General features: G+C 64.1%; 22 protein-coding genes and 1 tRNA gene. 12 read left to right on the top strand and 11 right to left on the bottom strand.

Annotated elements, in window-relative coordinates; translation table 11 throughout:
- The first annotated feature begins 46 nt into the window (after window positions 1-46).
- Both HV711_RS14630 and HV711_RS14625 read left to right on the top strand, forming a co-directional pair.
- Window positions 47-277 (top strand): pentapeptide MXKDX repeat protein, encoded by a 231-nt coding sequence (locus HV711_RS14630; RefSeq protein ID WP_028363520.1) that lies wholly within the window; start codon window positions 47-49, stop codon window positions 275-277.
- Between the two features lie 434 nt (window positions 278-711).
- Window positions 712-1,641: an EamA family transporter gene (locus HV711_RS14625; protein WP_035481433.1), complete on the top strand. Its 930-nt coding sequence runs from the start codon at window positions 712-714 to the stop codon at window positions 1,639-1,641.
- 158 nt (window positions 1,642-1,799) lie between these two features.
- Here the strand turns inward: HV711_RS14625 and HV711_RS14620 are convergent, their stop codons facing one another.
- Entirely contained in the window at window positions 1,800-3,848 is a 2,049-nt protein-coding gene (locus HV711_RS14620; protein ID WP_035481435.1) for an NADPH-dependent 2,4-dienoyl-CoA reductase, read from the bottom strand.
- 360 nt (window positions 3,849-4,208) lie between these two features.
- Here HV711_RS14620 and HV711_RS14615 point away from each other — a divergent pair, with 360 nt between their 5' ends.
- Window positions 4,209-5,003, top strand: a complete 795-nt coding sequence (locus HV711_RS14615; RefSeq protein WP_035481436.1) for a DUF4397 domain-containing protein — start codon at window positions 4,209-4,211, stop codon at window positions 5,001-5,003.
- Between the two features lie 276 nt (window positions 5,004-5,279).
- On the opposite strand, the gene HV711_RS14610 is transcribed toward HV711_RS14615, so the two are convergent.
- A complete protein-coding gene (locus HV711_RS14610; RefSeq protein WP_006052452.1) occupies window positions 5,280-5,414 on the bottom strand; it encodes an entericidin A/B family lipoprotein in 135 nt (44 codons plus the stop codon).
- 222 nt (window positions 5,415-5,636) lie between these two features.
- Entirely contained in the window at window positions 5,637-7,172 is a 1,536-nt protein-coding gene (locus tag HV711_RS14605) for a sensor histidine kinase (RefSeq protein ID WP_051224271.1), read from the bottom strand.
- 255 nt (window positions 7,173-7,427) lie between these two features.
- On the opposite strand from HV711_RS14605, the gene HV711_RS14600 reads away from it, so the two are divergent.
- The 5 genes from HV711_RS14600 (at window position 7,428) to HV711_RS14580 (ending at window position 9,742) form a co-directional block, all read left to right on the top strand.
- Entirely contained in the window at window positions 7,428-7,604 is a 177-nt protein-coding gene (locus tag HV711_RS14600; protein WP_013338703.1) for a DUF1328 domain-containing protein, read from the top strand.
- 111 nt (window positions 7,605-7,715) lie between these two features.
- Entirely contained in the window at window positions 7,716-7,877 is a 162-nt protein-coding gene (locus HV711_RS14595) for a DUF1328 domain-containing protein (protein WP_006052455.1), read from the top strand.
- Between the two features lie 95 nt (window positions 7,878-7,972).
- A complete protein-coding gene (locus HV711_RS14590) occupies window positions 7,973-8,545 on the top strand; it encodes a ferritin-like domain-containing protein (protein ID WP_013588982.1) in 573 nt (190 codons plus the stop codon).
- Window positions 8,546-8,660: 115 nt separating this feature from the next.
- Window positions 8,661-9,293 (top strand): response regulator, encoded by a 633-nt coding sequence (locus HV711_RS14585; protein WP_013338705.1) that lies wholly within the window; start codon window positions 8,661-8,663, stop codon window positions 9,291-9,293.
- Window positions 9,294-9,313: 20 nt separating this feature from the next.
- Complete coding sequence (locus tag HV711_RS14580; protein ID WP_015003240.1) at window positions 9,314-9,742, top strand: response regulator; 429 nt, start codon at window positions 9,314-9,316, stop codon at window positions 9,740-9,742.
- Here the strand turns inward: HV711_RS14580 and HV711_RS14575 are convergent.
- Entirely contained in the window at window positions 9,739-10,953 is a 1,215-nt protein-coding gene (locus HV711_RS14575; RefSeq protein WP_035481438.1) for an MFS transporter, read from the bottom strand. The two genes, HV711_RS14580 and HV711_RS14575, sit on opposite strands and share 4 nt — an antisense overlap.
- A 186-nt stretch (window positions 10,954-11,139) precedes the next feature.
- Here HV711_RS14575 and HV711_RS14570 point away from each other — a divergent pair, with 186 nt between their 5' ends.
- Window positions 11,140-11,655 carry a DUF2569 domain-containing protein gene (locus tag HV711_RS14570; protein ID WP_035481439.1) on the top strand — a complete coding sequence of 172 codons (516 nt, stop codon included), beginning with the start codon at window positions 11,140-11,142 and terminating at the stop codon, window positions 11,653-11,655.
- A 21-nt stretch (window positions 11,656-11,676) separates the two neighbouring features.
- Here the strand turns inward: HV711_RS14570 and HV711_RS14565 are convergent, their stop codons facing one another.
- From HV711_RS14565 to HV711_RS14540, 6 genes are all read right to left on the bottom strand, one after another.
- The gene (locus HV711_RS14565; RefSeq protein WP_035481459.1) at window positions 11,677-12,504 is read right to left on the bottom strand and encodes a phosphodiesterase; all 828 of its coding nucleotides are present in this window, start codon (window positions 12,502-12,504) and stop codon (window positions 11,677-11,679) included.
- Between the two features lie 44 nt (window positions 12,505-12,548).
- Window positions 12,549-13,655 carry an ABC transporter ATP-binding protein gene (locus HV711_RS14560; protein ID WP_051224265.1) on the bottom strand — a complete coding sequence of 369 codons (1,107 nt, stop codon included), beginning with the start codon at window positions 13,653-13,655 and terminating at the stop codon, window positions 12,549-12,551.
- The gene (locus tag HV711_RS14555; protein WP_035481461.1) at window positions 13,652-14,557 is read right to left on the bottom strand and encodes an ABC transporter permease; all 906 of its coding nucleotides are present in this window, start codon (window positions 14,555-14,557) and stop codon (window positions 13,652-13,654) included. The genes HV711_RS14560 and HV711_RS14555 overlap by 4 nt, the downstream gene beginning before the upstream one ends.
- 49 nt (window positions 14,558-14,606) lie before the next feature.
- Window positions 14,607-15,431, bottom strand: coding sequence for an ABC transporter permease (locus tag HV711_RS14550; RefSeq protein WP_035481440.1), 825 nt, complete (start codon window positions 15,429-15,431; stop codon window positions 14,607-14,609).
- Entirely contained in the window at window positions 15,428-16,507 is a 1,080-nt protein-coding gene (locus HV711_RS14545; RefSeq protein WP_035481441.1) for an ABC transporter substrate-binding protein, read from the bottom strand. Before HV711_RS14545 ends, HV711_RS14550 begins: the two co-directional genes overlap by 4 nt.
- 83 nt (window positions 16,508-16,590) lie before the next feature.
- Complete coding sequence (locus HV711_RS14540) at window positions 16,591-17,658, bottom strand: LacI family DNA-binding transcriptional regulator (protein WP_013588972.1); 1,068 nt, start codon at window positions 17,656-17,658, stop codon at window positions 16,591-16,593.
- A gap of 181 nt (window positions 17,659-17,839) precedes the next feature.
- Here HV711_RS14540 and HV711_RS14535 point away from each other — a divergent pair.
- From HV711_RS14535 to HV711_RS33950, 3 genes are all read left to right on the top strand, one after another.
- Window positions 17,840-17,924: transfer RNA gene (locus HV711_RS14535), tRNA-Leu, on the top strand.
- Window positions 17,925-18,096: 172 nt separating this feature from the next.
- Entirely contained in the window at window positions 18,097-19,275 is a 1,179-nt protein-coding gene (locus tag HV711_RS14530; RefSeq protein WP_035481442.1) for a tyrosine-type recombinase/integrase, read from the top strand.
- Between the two features lie 309 nt (window positions 19,276-19,584).
- Window positions 19,585-19,983 carry a type II toxin-antitoxin system PemK/MazF family toxin gene (locus HV711_RS33950; protein ID WP_035481443.1) on the top strand — a complete coding sequence of 133 codons (399 nt, stop codon included), beginning with the start codon at window positions 19,585-19,587 and terminating at the stop codon, window positions 19,981-19,983.
- A 37-nt stretch (window positions 19,984-20,020) separates the two neighbouring features.
- Here HV711_RS33950 and HV711_RS14520 read toward each other — a convergent pair whose 3' ends face one another.
- On the bottom strand, window positions 20,021-20,221 hold the full coding sequence (locus HV711_RS14520) for a hypothetical protein (RefSeq protein ID WP_035481444.1): 201 nt from the start codon (window positions 20,219-20,221) through the stop codon (window positions 20,021-20,023).
- Window positions 20,222-20,654: the final 433 nt, after the last annotated feature.

Here is a 20,654-nt window from a genome sequence, read left to right as displayed (position 1 = left end):
CCGGCACGAGCCGGTTCGATTCATCCACAACAAACGGAGTCATCCCATGAAAAAGCTTGCAATCGCCGCAGTCGCCGTCGCCTTCCTGACCAGCGGCGGCGCCGCGTTCGCACAAGCGAGCGGTGCCATGTCCAACGGTTCGATGTCGCACGATGCGATGTCGAAAGATGCCATGTCGAAGGACCACATGAAAAAAGACGCCATGAAGCACGACAAGATGAAAAAGGGCGACGCGATGGGCATGAAGCACGAGGCGTCGGGTGCGATGAGCAACTGAGCGACGCGGCGCGTGCAGCCCGCCCGTCCGAAGCATTGCGGGCGCGCGGCGCTGGGCCTGATGCGCTGCGCATAAGCCGCGGGTGGGCGGCACAACTCACCCAGCATGCCGGGGCGCGGTTTGGCCCCGGCTTTTTGTTGCATGCGCACCAAAAGTTACGATTCTTTCGCCTGGCGCGGTGGGCGCTTACTGCATAATGCGATGCGCGCCGTGCATTCGCAGTGCTTTGGGCCTGCATTGACAGGGCGCGCGCCGCGAATCTGCCGGTGCTGCCGGCGCGGCTTGGCAGTTCCCGTATGGCTTTCTCTGTTAGCCAACTATCGTCCTTCGCTCCACCATCATGTCCGCCAGCCTCGCCCGTTTGACCGCATCGCCGATGCGGTGTCCGCCGTCCCCGCAGCGGGAATCTCGAACGGCGCGGGCGGGTTGACGGTATGTCGCAGGAACTCTCAGGCTGGTTTTCGCGTGGTTTCCCGATCCGTTTGCCGCGTTCGCGCAACGGCCAGATCGCGCTCGCGCTGGGCGTCGTCTATCTGGTGTGGGGTTCCACTTATCTGGCCGTGCACGTCGCGCTCGGCTCGTTCCCGCCGCTCCTGATGTCGGGCCTGCGCAACCTCTTCGCGGGCGTCGGACTTTTCGCGCTCGCGGCGCGCCGCGAGCCGGTATGGCCGAGCCTCGCGGAAATTCGCAATGCCGGACTTGTCGGCACGATGCTGGTCGGTTTGTCGAGCGGCATGCTCGCGTATGGCATGCGCACGGTCGGCACCGGCACCGCGGCGGTAATGGTCGCAACCGTACCGCTTTTCGCGACGGTGATCGCGGCGGTCGCCGGGCGCAAGATCGGCAAAGGCGAGTGGTTCGCGGTGGGACTCGGGCTCGTCGGCATCGCAATCCTGAGCCATGGCGACAGCGCGCCCGGTTCGGCGGGCGGCAGTCTCGCGATTCTATGCGGTGCGCTCTTCTGGGCGGGCGGCGCCCACCTGGCCAGCCGCCTGAAACTGCCGTCGGACCTGTTTTTATCGACGTCGCTGCAAATCGGCCTGGGCGGCGCCATGTCGACCATGGTCGCGTGGGTCTCCGGCGAGCGGATGCTCGACGTGCATGTCCTGCCGGCGCTTGCGTTCATCTATCTGATGCTGATCGGCACGATGGCCGCCTACGTGGCCTATGGTTTCCTGATCCGGCACACGAGCCCGATTATCGCGAGCAGCTGCATGTATGTGAATCCGGTCGTGGCCGTGGCGCTCGGCGCGTTGCTGCTCGGCGAACCGGTCACGCATTCGACGGTGATCGCCACCGTCGTCATTCTGGTCAGCGTGGGCCTGTCTTTCTGGCTCGATTATCGGAAGAAAGGGCTCGCCTGAGGCTTTCTGCCGGCCAAGCGCCGGAGCGGGCCAAGGGCGAGGCTCACGCGGTCAGGCTCGCGCAGTTATTCTGGGGGCAGCAGGCAGCAGGCAGCAGGCAGCAGGCAGCAGGCAGCAGGCAGCAGGCAGCAGGCAGCAGGCAGCAGGCGGCACGCAGGCTACAACCGCGCAGCCAGTTCCGCGCCTTCGCGAATCGCGCGCTTCGCATCCAGCTCCGTGGGCAGCGCCGCGCCGCCAATCACGTGATAACGCGGGCCGCCCGCATCCGCCGGTTTTTCCCGTGCAAAGTCGTGCGGATACAGATCGCGCAGCGATTCCTGCCCCGCGCACACCACGATATTGTCGACCTCCAGCCATTGCCCGGCGCCGCCGTGCTCGATCTTCAATCCACGCGCGCCGATCTCCAGATACGAAACGCCAGCGAGCATCGTCACGCCGTTTCTTGCGAGCGTCGCGCGGTGCACCCAGCCGGACGTTTTGCCGAGGCCCGCGCCCAGCTTGCCGGGCTTACGCTGCAATAGCCAGATCTGTCGCGCCGGCCGTGCAGGCGCCGGCGGCTTCAGGCCGCCGCGCTCGCTGACGGACAGATCGACGCCCCATTCGTCGAGCCATGCATCGCGCGGCACCGGTAGCGGCTCGTCGGCGCGGTGCAGCAGAAACTCGCTGACGTCGAAGCCGATGCCGCCCGCGCCGATCACCGCGACGCGGCGGCCCACCGGTGCGCCACGCAGCACGTCGATATACGACAGAACATGGGGCGCGTCGATACCGGCGATGGCCGGCCGCCGCGGCACGATGCCGGTAGCGATCACGATGTCGTCGTAAGCGCCCGCCGCAAGCAGTGCGGGATCCGCGCGCGTGCCGAGCCGCACGTCCACGCGGTGCCGCTCGAGCTGGCTCTGAAAATAGCGAATGGTCTCGCGGAATTCCTCCTTGCCCGGCACGCGCATCGCGAGAGTGAACTGGCCGCCAATGGTTGCGGCCGCATCGAAGAGCGTCACGCGATGTCCGCGCGAGGCTGCCACCGTCGCCGCCGACAAGCCCGCCGGCCCGGCGCCGACCACCGCAATGGAGCGCACGTTCCGTGGACCTGCGACGGGCCGGTACACCAGTTCCGTCTCGCGTCCCGCGCGCGGATTGACGAGGCAGGTGGCGCGCTGATTCCTGAACGTATGATCGAGGCACGCCTGATTGCACGCGATACAGGTGTTGATTTCATCCGTGCGTCCGGCGGCTGTCTTCAGCACAAATTCCGGATCGGCGAGCAGCGGCCGCGCCATCGAGACGAGGTGGCCCGCGCCGTCGGCAAGCAGAGCCTCTGCGACCTCGGGCGTGTTGATGCGGTTCGAGACGATCACCGGCACGTTGACGGCGGCCGTGAGACGCGCGCTCAATCCGGCGAACGCGGCGCGCGGCACCGAAGTGACGATGGTGGGCACGCGCGCCTCATGCCAGCCAATGCCGGTGTTGAAGATCGTGACGCCGGCCGCCTCCAGCGCGCGTGCGACCTGCACGGTTTCGTCCCACGTATTGCCGCCTTCCACCAGGTCGATCAGCGAAAGCCGGTATACGACGATAAAGCGCTCTCCGCAGGCCTCGCGTACCCGCTCGACGATTTCGCGCGCAATCCGCATGCGGTTCTCGATGCTGCCGCCGTAACGGTCCGTGCGCCGGTTGGTGCGCGGGCAGAGGAACTGGTTCAGCAGATAGCCTTCGCTGCCCATGATCTCGACGCCGTCATAGCCCGCGCGCTGCGCGAGTCTTGCGCAGCGCGCATAGTCGCGCACGGTTTTCTCAATGCCGGCGATGCTGAGCGCGCGCGGTCTGAACTTAGAAATCGGCGACTTCAACGCCGATGCGGACACAACGAACGGCTGATATCCGTAACGACCCGCATGCAGGATCTGCAGCGCGATCTTGCCGCCTTCCTCGTGAACCGCTTGCGTGAGCCGCCGATGATTGCGCAGGTCGAACACCGAGTTGAGCGTGCCGCCGAACGGCAGCAGCCACCCTTCGCGATTCGGCGAAATGCCGCCTGTAATGATGAGCCCCACGCCGCCTCGCGCGCGCTCGCGGAAGTATTGGGCGAGCTTCGGATAATTCCAGAAGCGGTCTTCCATGCCCGTATGCATGGAGCCCATCACGACGCGATTGCGCAAGCGGGTAAAGCCGAGATCGAGCTCAGCGAGTAAGCGTTGGTAAGACATACAGGCTGCCGTTGTAAGTATGGGGTGCGCACGCACGATACACCGCGCGATCACGGTCACCATCAGAGGAAAGCTTCTAATGCTCGCAGCATGTTGCCGGACAAGACATTCTCGCGCGCTCATAAGCCAATTCGATCGTCGCGGCACAGGCATTGCTCATTGGGTGCGTCCATCGACATGGACCGCGCGGCGCCGCTAAAAACGGCGTATTGCGCGCAGGGATAGGAGGGAGTGCTTCGCCGAGGACAGCCGGAACGGGACCGATCGAACGATGCAAAACACGGTTTCTGATGGTGCCGTCCAGAGCGTGCGCCCGCATATGAATGGGCGGAAAGCCCGACATCGAGATAGGTGAACAGAATGAAACTGATTCGAACCATGGCGGCCATGATTGCCGTTGCATCCGTGCTGAGCGCGTGCGGTGGAGGCTCCGACGACGTAGGCAAGGAACTCGGCCTCACCAACCCGGAAATCCATTTCGTGCACGCGATCCCGAGCGGACCGGCGGTGGATTTTCTCGTCAACGGCAGCGCTCCGTCGGGGCAGACGAATGTCTCGTATAAGGGCGTGACGAACTTCACCAACATCAACACCGGCTCGACGAACGTCGCCTACGCGGCAACCGGCACGACGACCCCGCTCGCGAGCGGCAATTTCCCGAATGTCGCCAAGGGCCACGAATACACCGTGCTCGCGTTGCCCGGCACTGCCGCGCCGGACATCGGCCTGATCGACGATCCGTTCGACAAGGGCCTCCTGTCCAACAGCGCGCGTGTGCGCGGCTTCAATGCATCGGGCAACGCGCCGAATCTCGACCTGTATCTGGTGCAGGCCAGCAACACCAACATCAGCAGCGTCTCGCCGACCATGGCGGGCGTCGCGTTCAAGAACGCGGTCCCGGCGAGCGGCCAGGACTCGATCTACGTATCGGGCGGCCAGTATGTGCTGATCGCGACCGCGGCGGGCAGCAAGACGCCGATCTACCAGTCGCAGTCGTTCACCTTGTCCAACAACGCCGACTGGCTCATCACGTCGGTGCCGATCGGCGGTGCGCTGAGCCAGCTGGCGGCGGGGCAGATTCATCTGCTGATCGTGCAGAACGGCAACACCGGCACACCGAGCGTCGAACTCTCGAATACGCTGACGGGCGTATAAGCTCGCTAGCAAGCATGCGCGCACTGCAGCGCATGGCATAGCGGCAAATCCTGGGGAGGACGGGGCGGCGATCCACGCAAGTGGGTCGCCGCTTTGTTTGTGCAGACGGTTGGCGACGCTGCACGCGCCTATCGCCGCGATGCACGCGAGCCTCGAAGCAGGCGCGAGTCGGAGACGATAAAAAGCCCGCTGCGGTGTCCCGCAGCGGGCGTCGACGATGCATCACGGCGATGCGCCACGCGCCGTCACGACGCATGGCTCTCAGGGAGCGGCGATTTACTTCGCCTTTTCAGCCTGATTGGTGAGGGCGTCACCGCCCTTCGAGATATCCTGGCCGGCACCTGCCATCGTGTTGCAACCGGCCAGCGCGGCCGTGCCTGCAATGAGGAGCAAAGCGATCAGTCGATTCATGGAAGTTCTCCTTGTCGAGAAGGTATCGGTTGACGTGGCCCGCTAGCGGTTTTGCTAGCTGCCGACCGTGGCTTGCGCCAGTCGATCCGGTCTGATTGCATGTTAAAAAAAGGGCGCATGCCGCGCTGTCGGCTGCGCTGCGATTTTGTTGTAGGCGCGCTCTGGTGTTGGCGTCGGCGCACTCCTACAGGCGCGTGCGCGGTGGCTTTGGCGCGGCGTTTATCAATGCGTGTTCGCCGGTGCGGAGGAGGCGTCGCTGCCCGGTTGCGAGGCGGCGCTCGCGCGTGGCATGACCACATGAATGTCGGTGCCTTTGGGCACGGCGCGCCGGATGTCGAAGCGCCCGCCATGCGCGGCGACGCGCTGGCGCATGCCGAGAAGGCCATGCGTATGCGTGCGCTTGAGGTCGGCCGGCATGATGCCCACGCCGTTGTCGGCAATATCGAGCGTGACTTCGCCCTCGCCGATTTGCAGGCCGATCGACACCTGCGACGCGCGCGCGTACTTCGCCGCGTTCGTCAGCGATTCCTGCGCGACGCGAAAAAGCGCGATTTCCGTTTGCTCGTCGAGTTGAATATCGTCTGCGGGAAGCTGCAGGTTCAGCGTCCAGTTGTTGCGCTGCGCCGCTTCGTCGGCGAGCGTGCGCAGTGCGGTCACGAGACCGAAGTTCGCGAGCACGGTGGGCCGCATGTCCTCGATGATGCGGCGCTTGAGCGCAATCCCCTGATCCAGGTTGGCGAGCGCGCGCTGCAGCTTCTGCGCGATGTCGGGAGCGCTCTCCTTCAGCTTGCGGTTCGCCCACGCGACGTCCATCTTGCTCGCGGTCAGGATCGCGCCGAGCTCGTCGTGCAGTTCGCGCGCAAGCTGCGTTTTCTCGTTTTCGCTGACGGCTTGCAGATGCCAGCCGAGTGCTTCCAGTTGACGCGTGCGTTCGTTGACGAGCTGGTCGAGTTCGCCTTGCTGCGTGATCAACTGGCGCTGCACGCGTGCCTGCCTGTCGATCTGGATGCCGAGGTTGCGAAACAGCAGAATGAACAACACGATATTGAGCGCCGACAGCCCCGCCGCGCACAGTGTCGAGATGCGCTGATCGGCGCGGCTCGCGGCGAGCGCGTGCTGCGCGCGGCGCTCTTCGTTGTCGCGCAGCAGGCTGAGCGTGCTGTCGACGAGCGCCGCGTCCACCGCTTGCGCACCGCTCGTGCTGCCGCATGCGGCCAGATCGAGCGGTTGCGCCGCGGCGCGCTGCAATGCCGCAGCGCCGGCGCCGATGCGCGCGTCGATCAGCGCGCGAATCTGCGTGAAGCTCGCGAGCTCGGCGCTATCGGCTTCTGGGCCGCGGTAAAAGCGCTGCAGCGGTTCTTCGCTCGCGCGAATGCGTGTCGCGGTCGCGCAAAATGCGTGGGCCGCGTCGTCGCGCTTCGTCAGAAGAAACTCGCTTTGCTGGGCGCTCAAACGCGATAGCTGGCTCGCCAGCGCGCTTAGTTGCACGGTGACGTCGCGCGCTTCGAGCGCCGTCTCGTACTCGGCTGCAATGCGTTCGCGCGCGGTCTCCAGAATGACGAGCCCGCCGACGGTGATCACGATGGCCACGGTCATCGCGATCGCCCAGCTGCGGGTGCGCATCCAGGCGCTCAGCCGCGCGGCGGTGCTGCGTGAGGGCGCTTCGGCTTGCGCGGGGTTTCCCGTTTCGCTTTGCGCCCGATGCCGTGCCTCGTGTCCGGGCTCATGTCCGGCATCGTGTCCTGCCACATGCTGCATGTCGTTCCGCCAATCTGGCGCGTTCTGCACGTTTGACACCTTCGGCTCCCTGAATAGGATCAGTGTAGCGCTCGTTGCCCTCGCGCGAGCGCCGCAGGGCGCCGCTGCCACCGGCAAATGCGGGCGCCGTAACGCTGCCGTAATCGAATGTAAGCGGATTCTCACACGAAAACCGGAGCGCGTCGGAATGCGCCCGCCGCCGCCGCTGGATAGGATGAACCCTGATCCCATTCATTGTTTCAGGAGGTAGCCATCATGCTGAAGTGGGCGTTGTTCTTCGCCGTCATCGCGGTGATAGCCGGCCTTCTTGGCTTTACCGGCATCGCTGCGGGCGCGGCGGCCATCGCGAAGTTCCTGTTCGTCGTATTTGTGATTCTGTGCGTGGTGTTCCTCGTGCTCGGCTTCGTGGTGACGAAAAAAATTGTCGATTAGCGCCGCTTCTGGTCTTTCAAGGCGTCCTTGACCGGGCGCGTTCCCCAAGCCGCGCTCGCGTAGCGCAAAGCACGAGAATCCACGCGGATACCAACAAGAAGGAGAGTTGCCATGCTTCACTATGCCATCGTCTTTTTCGTCATTGCCATTATTGCCGCGGTGTTCGGTTTCACCGGAATCGCGGCGGGTGCGGCCGAAATCGCCAAGATACTGTTCTACATCTTCCTCGTCGTGTTCGTGGTCACGTTGCTGCTCGGCGTGTTCCGAACGTAGAGCCGACCCTTAGAGCCGGACATCACAGTCACGGCGCATCGCGGGCACGCCTTGCGATGCGCCCATTTCCTCAATACGGATAAAGGAGAAACTCAATGGCGAACACACCTCGCGCCCAGGGCGCGGCATCTCAGTCGAGCGATCCGTTCGTGATGGACATCCAGAAGATCCGCGACGACGCCCGCAAGCACATGTCGGATGGGCCTGTCACGCAAAGCTATGGCGCGGACCGCGACACGGTGCTCAAGCTGCTCAACGACGCGCTCGCGACGGAAATCGTCTGCACGCTGCGTTACAAGCGGCATCACTTCATGGCAAAAGGCATCAACTCGGAAGCCGTGGCCACGGAATTCGCGGAGCACGCGGCCGAAGAGCAGGAGCACGCCGACCGCATCGCCGAGCGCATCGTGCAGCTTGGCGGCGAGCCGGACTTTGCACCGGACGGCCTCAAGACGCGCGCGCATTCCGAGTACAAGGAAGGCGAGAACCTCACCGACATGATCCGCGAGAACCTGGTTGCCGAGCGTATCGCAATCGACACCTACCGCGAGATCATCCGCTATCTCGGCGAGAAGGACGTCACGACGCGGCGTCTGTTCGAAGAAATTCTCGCGGTCGAGGAAGAGCATGCGGACGACATGGCCGATCTGCTCGAGGGCCGCGAGTGAGCGTGCCCGGCAGCACGAGCGTGCGGCCGGCGGCGGCCGCTCTCATGTCGAAATGCGGCGCGAGATCATTACAATGTCTGCTTTGGAGCGACTCCATCGTACGGACACCAAGCCGATGATTCGAGTGTTGATAGCTGACGACCACGCGATCGTCCGAGGGGGTTTCAGACAGTTCGTCGCCGACGAGCCGGATATGTGCGTCGCGGCGGAAGCCGCCACGGGCGACGAAACCATCAGCCTCGTGCGCGAGCAGGCGTTCGACGTCGTCCTGCTCGACATTGCGATGCCGGACAAGAACGGCATCGACACCTTGCGCGTCATCAAGCAGGTGCGCCCGGAGCAGGGCGTGCTGATCCTCTCCGGCTATCCGGAGAGTCAGTACGCGATCAACCTGCTGCGCGCGGGCGCGAACGGTTATCTGAACAAGGACTGCGAGCCGGACGAGATCGTGCGGGCGATTCGCGCGGTGGCGCGCGGGCATCGCTACCTGTCCGAGGCGGTGGCCGACACGCTGGCCGACAATCTGGACAAGCCGGCGGCGGCGCGGCCGCACGAGGCGCTCTCCGAGCGTGAGTTCCAGATTTTTTGCAAGCTGGCCGCGGGGCAGATCCCCACGCAGATTGCCGAGGAGTTGCACCTGTCCGTGAAAACGGTGAGCACGTACCGGGCTCGCGTGCTGGAGAAGATGCGCCTCGCCAACAACGCCGATCTCACTTACTACGCGATCAAGAACGGCCTGATCGAATAATGGACGATCGAGAGATCCCGATGAACAGCGAATCGAATCCCGTTGCCGAGTCAGCCAGCCGCGCGCCGCTGCGCGTGCTGCTTATCGAAGATTCGCCGCTGATCCGCCGCAGTCTGGTGGAAGCCATCGACGCGTCGGGTTCGCTGCGCGTGGCCGCTTATGCCGATTCCGCCGACGAAGCCATCGCGCTGCTCGGCGACGAAGCGTTCGACGCGGTGATCGTCGACCTGCAGTTGAAACGTGGCTCGGGCGTGCCCGTACTGGCCTATTTGCAGCGCGAAGGTCTGATCGACTCGGTGTTCGCGGCGGTGCTGACCAATCACGCGTTGCCGGCGTACCGCGAGCGCTGCGAACAGTATGGGGTGCGGCACTTCTACGACAAGTCGTTCGAGTTCGACCGCGTGATCGACGCGCTGCACGAGTACGCATTCGCGCGCAGCCACGGCTAGGCGCGCTCCTCGTTGGTTTTCGTTCCGGCTTGCAGCGCCAGATGGTTCCAGGCCGCAAGGCCCGCGAACAGCAAGCCTGCCACGCTCACACCCACCCATCCGAATACCGGCCACACAGCCGCGCCCACGGCGGAACCCAGCGCTCCGCCGATGAAATACGCGACCATGTACACGGTATTCACGCGACTGCGCGCGTCCGGCTTTAACGCATAGATGCGCGACTGATTCGAAATCTGCGCGGCCTGCACGCCCACGTCCAGCACGATCACGCCGATCACGAGCCCCGCGATGCTCTTCGCCGAGAAGCCGAAGACCACGAAAGAAATCGCGACCAGCACGATAGAGAGGGTGATGATCGCGCGCGGCCCGCGCCGATCGGCGAACTTGCCCGCGAGCGGCGCGGCAAGCGCGCCCGCCGCGCCGACAATGCCGAAGAGGCCCGCTGCCTGCGGTCCGAGGTGAAAGGGCGGCCCCGCCAGCAGCAGTGCGAGCACCGACCAGAAGATGCTGAAGGAGGCAAAGAGCGCGGCACCCGTCAGCGAGGCCTCACGCAACGCGCGATGCTCGACGACCAGATGCCACATCGACACGAGCAGCTTGCCGTACGGCAGCTTCGAAGTCGGCTTGCTCTTCGGCAGACGCAGAACGATCACCACCGCCAGCGCGAGCAATGCCACCACCGACGCGGCGAACACCGCGCGCCAGCCGAAGTATTGCGCGACGACACCGGCTGCCGTCCGCGCGAGCAGAATGCCGAGCAACAGGCCGCTCATCACCGTGCCCACCGCATGACCGCGCTCGGACGGCGGCGCGAGTTCGGCCGCGAACGGCACGGCCTGTTGCGCAATGGTGGCGAGCACGCCGATCGCGAGGCTCGCGGCAATCAGCACCGGCAGCGCCGGTGCGGTGGCCGCGACGACGAGCGCGACGCACATGCCCGCGGTTTGCAGCAAGATCAGTGCGCGCCGGTCGAAGCGATCGCCGAGCGGCGCGAGCAGCAGCATGCCGGCCGCGTAGCCCAACTGCGTCACCGCCGGCACGACGCCGACCCACGAAGCGCTCGCAGGAAACGATTGCCGGAAGTTGTCGAGAAGCGGCTGGTTGTAATAGATATTCGCGACCGCCACGCCGGCAATGGTGGCGAGCAGAAGCAGCAGGCCCCTCAGCGACGGGTCGGCGGAAACGGGTGTGGACGCGTTGGACGTGGACATGAATGAGGGCAGTCGGCGGACCGGCCCATGCGCGGTCCTCAAGCGTGCCGATCATACCGGAGCGAACCGGATCGTGCTGACGCGCTGCCAGGTCTGCGCAACGCGGTGTTTGTGACAAAAATGCGAGGTTCATGGGCGCGGGTTCGTAGAATCGGCGCGCTATTCCGGCCAATTTCGCACGATCCGATGAAAGAGCTCAACCCCTGTTCGACCCGGCGCGGCGCGCAAGCCGGGCTGGCGCCACAGCGCATCGATGGATGCCTGATTGTCGTGTTGATCTGCCTCGCGGCGTGGGCGCTCGCCACCGCCATGGCGCTGCGCGACCCGCTGAAAATGCTGCTCGAATGGGAACTGCTTGCGGTTTTCACGTGGCCGCAAACGCATGGGTGGTATCGCACGGTGATCGCCATGACCGCTTTCGACGTCGTGACCGGTGCATTCATGGTCGCGGGCATCGGGTGGTTCGCGCTGCTCGCGTGGCGCAGGTCGGCGCGCTTGCCGTTGCATGTGCAGGTGTGGCTTGGGGCAATTCTCGCCATGCGAATCGGCGCATATCTGGCAAGTGCCTATATGACGCATGCAATCGGCGTAGACATTGCGATTCCGATTGACGGTCTGCTGCAGGCCGTTGTTGCCGCCGCGCTCGGGATCCCTTATTTCAGGGCGTCCCGGCGCGTGCGCCGAACCTTCGCGAACCGCTGAGGGCGTCGCCACGACGCCTGTTCAATCGATCAACACGCCTTCCGGCTCATAGAACGGATACGGACCCTCGGCCGCATCGACATACGCGTGGTGCGTGACAATGCCGACGCCCGGCTCGTAACGATGCAGCGCATACGCGGGCGGCTCCATCATGAAGGCCGACGGCGCATCGTCGCGCAGATCGAGCGCCACCTGATGGGCGGGCGCCGGGATGGCCGACGCTATGGTGCCGCCAAAGCGCACGAACATCGGGCGATGCACATGTCCGCAGATCACGCGCTCCACGTTCGGATAGCGCGCGATCAGCGCCGTGAGCCTCTCTGCCGCGGTGGGATCGAGCCGCAGCTTGTCCATATGTCCGATGCCGCACGCAAACGGCGGATGATGCAGCGCGACCACCGTCGGCTTGCCGCCCGCCGCGTCGAGTCGCGCCGCGAGCCACGCGAGCCGTGCGTCGCACAGCGTGCCGGCGCTGTGGCCCGGTACCATCGAATCCAGCGCGATCAGGCGCAGCGGACCGACGTCGAGTGCGTAGTGCACGAACTCGCCGCCACCCTGCAATTCCGCGCGATCGGGAAACGCCGCGCGCAACGCGGCCCGGTCGTCGTGATTGCCGACGAGCAGAAAGTAGGGAATTTCCAGCGGTGCGAGCAGCGCCTTCAGGTGTTCGTACTGTTGCGGTTCGCCTTGATCGACGAGATCGCCGGTCATGATGACGGCGTCCGGACGAGGATCGAGCGCGTTCAGCGCGGCGACGCAGCGTTCCAGATACGCGGCAGTATCGACGCGGCGATAGGCGAGCGCGCCGGGCCGTTTGATATGCAGGTCGCTAATTTGAGCCAGCAGCATGGGGTCATCCTCATTGTTGCGCGCGGGTGCAACGCGCGGCTTCATTACGATAGCGCAATCAGCGCGTCCTGCCCGATCGAGATGCCGACCGGCGTGCCGCGCGCGAGTTCGACACGGCCCGCGACGTCGATGAGCAGCGCATCGGGGGCGGCGCCGCTGATTGTGAGGCGCGTGCGCTCGCCGAGAAATGCGCTGCTTTCAATGCAGCCGCGCAGTTGCGCGTGAGCCGGATCGGCGAGAAACGCGTCTTCGGGGCGGAAGAAAATTTCGTGCTTCGCGTCGCGCTCTACCAACGCGTTCGCCTGGGCGGCGGGCAGCGGCACGGCGCCGCCTGTCGTTGTCAGCATGTTGCCGCGGCGCTCGCCGGCAACGCGGTTGATCGTGCCGACGAACTGCGCGACCGCGCGATTCGCCGGCCGATAGTAGATGTCGCGCGGCGAGCCGATCTGCTCGATGCGCCCCGCGCTCATCACGACGATGCGGTCACCCAGTTCCATTGCTTCGGCCTGGTCATGCGTCACATAGATTGTTGTGATGCCGAGTTCGCGCAGCAGCGCGTTCATCTCGCTGCGCAACGCGTCGCGCAAGCGGGCGTCGAGCGCCGTGAGCGGTTCGTCGAGCAGCAGCACGCGCGGCTGCACAGCGAGCGCGCGTGCGAGCGCGACACGCTGACGCTGGCCGCCCGACAACTGATCGATCGGTTTGTCGGCGTGCGCGGTGAGACGCATCATGGCGAGCAGTTCGTCGACGCGCTGCCGCGCGGTGTCTGCCGGCATGCGCCGGATTTTCAGGCCATAGCCGATATTGCCGCGCACCGTCAGGTTCGGGAACAGCGCGTAGCTTTGGAACACCATGCCCACCTGGCGTTTTTCGATGGGCAGCGCGGTGACGTCGTCGTCGCCGAATGCGATGCGGCCGCCCGCGTCGGGTGTTTCGAGGCCCGCGATCATGCGCAGCGTGGTCGTTTTACCGCACCCGGAGGGGCCGAGCAGCACGAGCGTCTCGCCTGCTTCAATGCGCAGATCGACCGGTTCGAGCACACGCGAGCCGCGAAACGTTTTCGCGCACTGCGTCAGCGTGATCGGCACCGAGGCGGCACCGGAGGCCGACGCGGAGGAAGAAGCGGTGGAGGAAGCTGAGGCAAGTGTCATGGCGTCGTTTTGGACTTCGAAACAGAAACGGCGCCGCGTTTTTTTGCCGCGTTGCGCTGGCCGGTCGCATCGACGCCGAGCCATTGCATTGCGACGAGCAGCGGCATCGTCATGATGAAAAAGAGAATCGTGTAGGCACTGCCGATTTCAATGCGCAACGACGCGTAGGTGTCGGCAAGACCGACCGGCAGCGTCTTGGTGTCGGGCGTGTGCAGCATCCACGTCAGATTGAATTCGCCGATGGAAAGCGTCAGCACCGCGAGTGCACCCGCCACGATGCCGGGCCTCGCATTGGGCAGCACGATGGTCACGAAGCGCTGCATGAAGCTCGCGCCGAGACTCGCGGCGCCTTCTTCCAGCGTGCGCAGATCGCTGCTCGCGCACACGGCGGCGACCGCGCGCACCATGAAGGGCAGCGTAAACACCACGTGGCCGATGACAATAAACGCGACGCTCATGCGGAACATCGTGAAGCCGCCATACACCACGAGCAGCGCCAGCGCGGAGGCAAGCCCGGGCAGCGCAATGGGCAGCACGAGAAACTCTTCGATGACGCGCGAGAGCCGCGTCTTGCTGCGCGCGAGCACATAGCCCGCGGGCACGCCCGTCAACAGCGTAATGAAGAGCGTCGCAGCCGCGACTTCGAGCGAGAGAAACACCGAGCCGTGGTACTGCGTCCATACTTCGCCGAGCCAGCGCAACGTGAAGCCGCTCGCGATGCCCTTGAAGTAGTTGACCGTCAAACCGGCGAGGATCGACATCGCGACCGGCACGATCAGAAACGCGCAGAGCGACAGCGTGACGAACCACTGGCCCGCCGCGAGCCATGCTCTGGCATCGGGCATGCGAACGCGCGAGCGACGCTCGCCGGCAGGCTGTGAAGTAGCAGTGATCGAGTTCATGAGGAGCTTTTTCTTTCCGTTGAGGCGGCCTGTGGCCATGATGCGCCGCTCATGCGCTGGCCGCGACGGCGGAGCCGCTCACGCTGCGGGCGAGAGCAAGCACCGCCCATGTGACGATGCCTAGCACGATGGACAGGCCCGCCGCCGTCACCATGTTCGCGTTGAGCGTGAACTCGGTGTAGATGGTCATCGGCAGGACGTCGATGTCGGTGGCGAGCGTGAACGCCGTGCCGAACGCGCCCATCGCGGTGGCGAAGCACACCGCGCCCGCCGCGATCAGACCGGGCGACAGCGCAGGCAATACGATGTCGCGCGTAATGCGCCATGGCGATGCGCCAAGCGAGCGCGCGGCTTCCTCGAGCGACGCATCGAGTTTGGTGGCCGAAGCCATCACCGTGACGATCACGCGCGGAATCGAGAAGTACAGATAGCCGAGAAAAAGCCCGCTCATCGAATAGGCGAATACCCAACGGTCGCCGGTGAGCTTGAGCGACAACGCGCCGACGAGCCCCTGGCGTCCTGCCAGCATGATGACCATGAAGCCGACCACCACGCCCGGAAACGCGAGCGGGAAGGTCAGCAACGCGAGCAGCGTGCGCTTGAACGCGAACTCGCGGCGCGCGAGCAGCAAACCGGCAATCACGGAGAGCACCAACGTGGCAGCCGTCACCGCCGCCGAAAGCACGACGGTTGCGCCGAGGCTCGACATGTAGCGCGGATTCGTCAGCATCGCGCGATAGGTGGCGAACGCGTGGCCGTCGCCGCTCAGCTGCGCGAGCGCCCCCATCGGCAGCAGCCAGAACGCGATGAAAACCGCGAGCGCCGGCGCAAGCAGTGCGATGCGCCAGCGCAACGGGAACGTGATGTCGTTCAATGCATCACCTGCAAATAGCGTTCGCCGAAGCTCGCCTGCTTTTCGGCCATCTTGCCGAAATCGACCGGCTTGGCGCGGGCATATTCGCTGGCGGGCAGGAATTTCGCCGCCGTTTGCGGGCTCATCGCATTCGCGCGCACCGGGCGCAGATAAGCGTCGGCCCATAGTTTCTGGCCTTCGTCGGAGAGCACGAAATCCAGCACTTTCTTGCCGTTCGCTTCGTGCGGCGCGCCTTTCACGAGGCTCATCACGTACGGCACGGCAATCGTGCCTTCTTTGGGAATCACTAATTCGACGTTGGCGTGATCTTTGTATTTCGCGCGATAGGCATCGAAATCGTAGTCGAGCAGAATCGGGATTTCGCCGGACATGACGCGTGCGTAGGCGGTCTGCTTCGGCACGATCGGCGCATTTGCCTTGAGCTTGCGGAACCAGTCGAGGCCCGGCTCGAAGTTGTCGAGCGTGCCGCCGAGCGCCTGATTCACCGCGACCGCGCCCGCGTAGCCGACAAACGCGCTCGACGGATCGAGGTAGCCGATCATGCCTTTGTATTCGGGCTTGAGCAGATCGGCCCACGAGCGCGGCACTGGCTTGCCTTCGAGCGCGTCCTTGTTGACGAAAAAGCCCAGCGTTCCCGAGTGGATCGTGAACCAGTAGCCTTGCGGGTCCTTCAGGTTCGCGGGAATGTCGTCCCAATGCGCGGGTTTGTACGGCTCGACCACACCCTTGTCCTTCGCCTGGAACGCCGACGAGATGCCGAGATAGACGACATCCGCGACGGGGCTTTTCTGCTCGGCCATGAGTTGCGCAATCGACTGGCCGGAGTTCTTGTTGTCGAACGGCACGCGAATGCCGGTCTTCTGCTGGATGGCCTTGATCTGGCTTGCCCAGTCGGCCCATTCCGGCGGACAGTTGTAGCAGATGGCGGTTTCGTCGGCGTGTGCGCTTTGCGGCATGACGACGGCAAGGGCGGCGGTCGCGACGGCGCCCGCGCCCAGCGCGACGACGGTGGACTGTGCGAGACGGCGCATCAGCGATGTAAGCGGCGATGCAAGGCGGACGGAAAAGCGGGTCACTGCGGTTCTCCAGGAAGGGACAAAAGCGGGTGGTTCAGAGTTGTTGTTTGAGGCGAGTGGTTCAGCGAATCCCAGCGAGTTAGTCAGGACTCAAGATGAAGGTGCGAGCGCGCATGCAGTGCAGCGCTGCCGTGATGGTTCGAAATGGCGGCGATGGTCGCGCCTTCGCGCACGCTGTGCGGCAGCGTCAGCGCGAGCGGCGCAGCGCCTCGGCCCGCGTCGCCGCCGGTGACGCGCGCGAGCAAACGACGCCATGCGGCGCAGCCGATCTCGCGATTCGGCGCGCAGACGCTCGCGAGCGGCGGCGACAGCAGCTCGCCCATCGCGAGGCCGTCGAAACCGAGAATCGACATGTCGCGCGGAATCTGCAGACGCGCGCGGCGCAGGCCGCGCATCACGACCATCGCAAGCAGATCGTTACTGCAAAAGAGGGCACTCGGGCGGTTCGCCCCTTGCGTCAGATGCGCGAGCACGGAGGGCGCGAGTTCGTCGGCGTTGAAATCGACTTCGAGCGCGGGCGCAGGCGTGAGCCCGGCCTGCTGCATGGCCTGCGCATAGCCGAGGTGGCGCTGGCGTGCGCGGTCCGAAGCGGCGAGCGTGCCCGCGAGCATGAGGATGCGGCGATGGCCGTGCGCGATCAGCATGCGCACGCCTTCATAGGCAGCCAGACGGTTGTCGACCGAGACCGATGGGCGCCGTTCGGTGTCGTTGTGCATCAGCACGTAGAGCAGGCCGTCACGGTCGAGCTGATCGAGCAGCGGATGCGTGTCGGCGTCGGCGACCGTCAGGATGAGGCCTTCCACGCGATGTTCGCGCAGCGTTTCGATGGCGCGGCGTTCGCGATCGGCGTCGTACTGGGTGGTCATCAGCATGAGGCGGTAGCCCTGCGCTGCCGCGAGTTCGTCGATGCCTTGCAGGCATTCAGCGAACACCGGATTCGCAAGCGTCGGCACGATCACGCCGATCAGGCGCGTGCGCTCGCCGCGCAGCTGACGGCCGAGCGGGCTCGGCCGGAACTGGAGGGCGTCGATGGACTGCCGGACCTTGTCGAGCGTGACGGGGCTCACGGTGTGCGGCGCGTTGATCGCGCGCGAGACCGTCGCGATGGAAAAGCCCGCGTGCGCAGCGACATCCTTGATCGTCGGGGTCATGATTTCCGCTCGGTTGTAAACGTTTTCGGAGCGGATTATCGGGGAGGTTTATGACTCGCCGATGACTTCGGGAGTGATGGCAGAGTGGGGGCCCGTTCGCCGGGCAGGTGGGTCATGCGTACGTTTTGCCGGCTCTGCGGCCAATGGTAGAATGCGCGTCCACGCGTTTTTCCCCACCCTCGCCGGGGTGATGAAATTGGTAAACATAGCGGACTTAAAATCCGCCGCTTCACGGCTTGCCGGTTCGAGTCCGGTCCCCGGCACCATGCTGTCTCCCAACGTCTCCCATAGTTGACCAAAAAACCCTGTAAGTCAAGGGTTTGCGGCGTTTCGCTTTACCAACATTGCCCATCGTTTCCCATTGACACCCACCGAAAGTGGGGGCATCGTTGGGGGCAGATTTTCACGATAGGGGCACAAATATGCCCCCACACGCTTATGCCCCTTACCGATGTCGCCGTGCGGTCTGCGAAGCCGCGCGAGAAGGCCTACAAGCTGGCTGATAGCCAAGGCATGTACCTCGAAGTCATGCCCAATGGATCGAAGTACTGGCGCCTGAAATACCGGATCGACGGGAAGGAGCGGCGGGCCGCTCTGGGGGTCTATCCGGAAGTATCTCTCCTTGCCGCGCGGAAGGCCCGGGAGGAAATAAAGGACGCTCTTCGTGCGGGGCTGGACCCATCGCACGAGAAGAAGCGAGCGGCGCTCCAGCGGAATCTTGAACGCGAAAACTCGTTCGAGGCGGTCGCGCGCGACTGGCACGATCACAAGAAGGCGAGCTGGAGCGAGGCCCATGCCGTTCGGGTGATGAAGCGAATGGAGAGCGAACTGTTCCCGGCGCTAGGCGCCCGGCCAATCCAGCAGATAACGGCACCTGAGATTCTCGCGGTGATCCGGAAGATTGAGAGCCGTGACGCGCTCGAACTGTCGCACCGGGCGCTACAAACGGCCGGCGAGGTGTTCCGATTTGCGATCGCGACTGGCCGCGCTGAGCGCGATCCGACGCCCGATCTGAAGGGGGCACTGAAGACCCGCACCGTCGTCCACATGAAGCGCGTCGGGGAAGCGGAAGTTCCCGAGCTCATGAGGAAGATCGAGACTTACGAGGGCGACATCCGTACGCGCCTTGCGCTGAAGTTGATGGCCTACACGTTCGTGCGGACGGTCGAGCTTCGTTTCCTGGAGGAGGAAGAGATCGACTGGAAGCGCAAGGAGTGGAAAATCCCCGCCGAGAAAATGAAGATGCGGGCGCCGCACATCGTGCCGCTGTCAAAGCAGGCCGTGGCGGTGCTCAAGCAACTGATCGAGCAGAAGGGCAATTCCCGGTATCTGTGCGCCAGCCCGACCAACCCCAACAAGCCGATGAGCGAGAACACCATCCTGTTCGCGCTTTACCGGATGGGCTATCACTCACGGATGACCGGGCATGGCTTCCGCGGGCTCGCCTCGACGATCCTGAATGAAAACGGTTTCAACCGGGACTGGATCGAGCGCCAGCTCGCCCACACCGAGCGGGACAGCGTCCGGGCGGCGTACAACCACGCCGAATACCTGAAGGACCGGCACAAGATGATGCAGTGGTGGGGCGACTATCTGGACAGTCAAAAAGGGGCATAATGCTGGCCTTAGGGACGCGTCATTCTCGTCCACGTGGCGCCAGGCTGAAAACTACGGCTGCAAAGAAAGACGGCAAGAACCGCTAAAAACCACAAATACGGGGTAGTACAGAAGTGTCGGCCGCATGATGCAGAAGCTAAGCTTTTACTTGAGTTTTATCGCTGCGGGCAGCATACTGTTGGTGTCACCGGCGAAAGCCGGCTTGAGTCTGTCGCATCTTAGGTGCGGCAGCGGCCCGGATAGGCGATTCCAAGCTAGCCCGGGCGTCTGATCTAAGCCCCCGATAATTCGGGGGCTTTTTCTTATCCTATGGCTCTTCCTTACATACCGTCTCGGGGCGAGATACTCGTTTGCGATTTCAACACTGGCTTTCGAGAGCCTGAAATGGTTAAACGTCGCCCAGCGATAGTTGTTTCGCATAAGAGCAGCCATGGGCGTCGGCTGTGTAGTGTTGTCCCCATCTCCACAACCGCACCGGTCCCAGTAAAGCACTGGCATTACGCTCTTCCGCATGTCCAGATACCCGGATGGGAACCCAAGGCCACCATGTGGGCAAAGTGCGACATGCTTGCGACGATCAGCTTTGATCGTCTGACGAAGCCGTACAAGAAAACTCAGCATGCCGGCAGGAAATACATAGGCGTTTTCCTCTGCGAAGAGGACATGGAAGCAATCGACGCCTGCCTCCGCGCGTATCTATCACTGTGATCGATTGTTAAGCGAACCCGGCTCCACGCCGGGTTTTTCATTTCTGCCGCAAGGCGAATCCCTCCCGCCAAAGCACTGCGCCCACCGCAGTAAGCAACGCTATATCCTGCGCCGGCAACCTCTCCCAAGCTTCCGCGAGCCAGCCCGCGAATCCCGCGCATGTGTCGTCGAGCGAGTAATCAGCGCGCCCCTCAGCATTCATCTGTTCAAACACGGTAATCACGTCGTCTGCTGTCATCTGCGCCTCCCGGAACCATTCATCCAGTCTAGGCGACCTAAATCAGATGCACGGGATCAACGGGGCGAATGCTGGCGAATTCTCCGAGGAGGCTAACGCCAACGCCTTTTCGTTCGGTCTGGAGAAACCTCGTCGTCGGCTCCGATCGCCCGAACCCGGTGCACACAGCCCTGCTGCGGCTGGGCGTTGACCTGGGCGCGGTCGCGGTACATGCATAGGACGATCGAGCCGCCTGAGCGAACTCGGCAAAGTGCTCGCAACCGACGCAAGGCCGCGGCTTCCCGTATGGGTCGAAATGAGGCATGACGCACACCCTGTATGAATGTATGGGCTATCCATTTAGCTCCACTTGCGCCATGATCGGGTAGTGAGCGAACTCAAGCATACCCCGACTGCCGGTGAAGATTTCCCTCGAACATGGAGCCAGTTTCTG

Source organism: Paraburkholderia phenoliruptrix (assembly GCF_902859825.1).
Lineage (GTDB): Bacteria > Pseudomonadota > Gammaproteobacteria > Burkholderiales > Burkholderiaceae > Paraburkholderia > Paraburkholderia phenoliruptrix.
The sequence above is the reverse complement of the archived record's forward strand: the minus strand, read 5'-3'. Positions and strand labels throughout refer to the sequence as shown.

Bases quoted from the DNA above. Each gene is read 5' to 3' on its own strand.
- HV711_RS14625 (WP_035481433.1), top strand. From the start codon at position 712: ATGTCGCAGGAACTCTCAGGCTGGTTTTCGCGTGGTTTCCCGATCCGT.
- HV711_RS14570 (WP_035481439.1), top strand. From the start codon at position 11,140: ATGAAAGAGCTCAACCCCTGTTCGACCCGGCGCGGCGCGCAAGCCGGG.
- HV711_RS14615 (WP_035481436.1), top strand. From the start codon at position 4,209: ATGAAACTGATTCGAACCATGGCGGCCATGATTGCCGTTGCATCCGTG.
- HV711_RS33950 (WP_035481443.1), top strand. From the start codon at position 19,585: ATGGCTCTTCCTTACATACCGTCTCGGGGCGAGATACTCGTTTGCGAT.
- HV711_RS14595 (WP_006052455.1), top strand. From the start codon at position 7,716: ATGCTTCACTATGCCATCGTCTTTTTCGTCATTGCCATTATTGCCGCG.
- HV711_RS14575 (WP_035481438.1), bottom strand. From the start codon at position 10,953: ATGTCCACGTCCAACGCGTCCACACCCGTTTCCGCCGACCCGTCGCTG.
- HV711_RS14630 (WP_028363520.1), top strand. From the start codon at position 47: ATGAAAAAGCTTGCAATCGCCGCAGTCGCCGTCGCCTTCCTGACCAGC.
- HV711_RS14520 (WP_035481444.1), bottom strand. From the start codon at position 20,221: ATGACAGCAGACGACGTGATTACCGTGTTTGAACAGATGAATGCTGAG.
- HV711_RS14585 (WP_013338705.1), top strand. From the start codon at position 8,661: ATGATTCGAGTGTTGATAGCTGACGACCACGCGATCGTCCGAGGGGGT.
- HV711_RS14620 (WP_035481435.1), bottom strand. From the start codon at position 3,848: ATGTCTTACCAACGCTTACTCGCTGAGCTCGATCTCGGCTTTACCCGC.
- HV711_RS14600 (WP_013338703.1), top strand. From the start codon at position 7,428: ATGCTGAAGTGGGCGTTGTTCTTCGCCGTCATCGCGGTGATAGCCGGC.
- HV711_RS14540 (WP_013588972.1), bottom strand. From the start codon at position 17,658: ATGACCCCGACGATCAAGGATGTCGCTGCGCACGCGGGCTTTTCCATC.
- HV711_RS14605 (WP_051224271.1), bottom strand. From the start codon at position 7,172: ATGCAGCATGTGGCAGGACACGATGCCGGACATGAGCCCGGACACGAG.
- HV711_RS14565 (WP_035481459.1), bottom strand. From the start codon at position 12,504: ATGCTGCTGGCTCAAATTAGCGACCTGCATATCAAACGGCCCGGCGCG.
- HV711_RS14530 (WP_035481442.1), top strand. From the start codon at position 18,097: ATGCCCCTTACCGATGTCGCCGTGCGGTCTGCGAAGCCGCGCGAGAAG.
- HV711_RS14610 (WP_006052452.1), bottom strand. From the start codon at position 5,414: ATGAATCGACTGATCGCTTTGCTCCTCATTGCAGGCACGGCCGCGCTG.
- HV711_RS14560 (WP_051224265.1), bottom strand. From the start codon at position 13,655: ATGACACTTGCCTCAGCTTCCTCCACCGCTTCTTCCTCCGCGTCGGCC.
- HV711_RS14580 (WP_015003240.1), top strand. From the start codon at position 9,314: ATGAACAGCGAATCGAATCCCGTTGCCGAGTCAGCCAGCCGCGCGCCG.
- HV711_RS14590 (WP_013588982.1), top strand. From the start codon at position 7,973: ATGGCGAACACACCTCGCGCCCAGGGCGCGGCATCTCAGTCGAGCGAT.
- HV711_RS14555 (WP_035481461.1), bottom strand. From the start codon at position 14,557: ATGAACTCGATCACTGCTACTTCACAGCCTGCCGGCGAGCGTCGCTCG.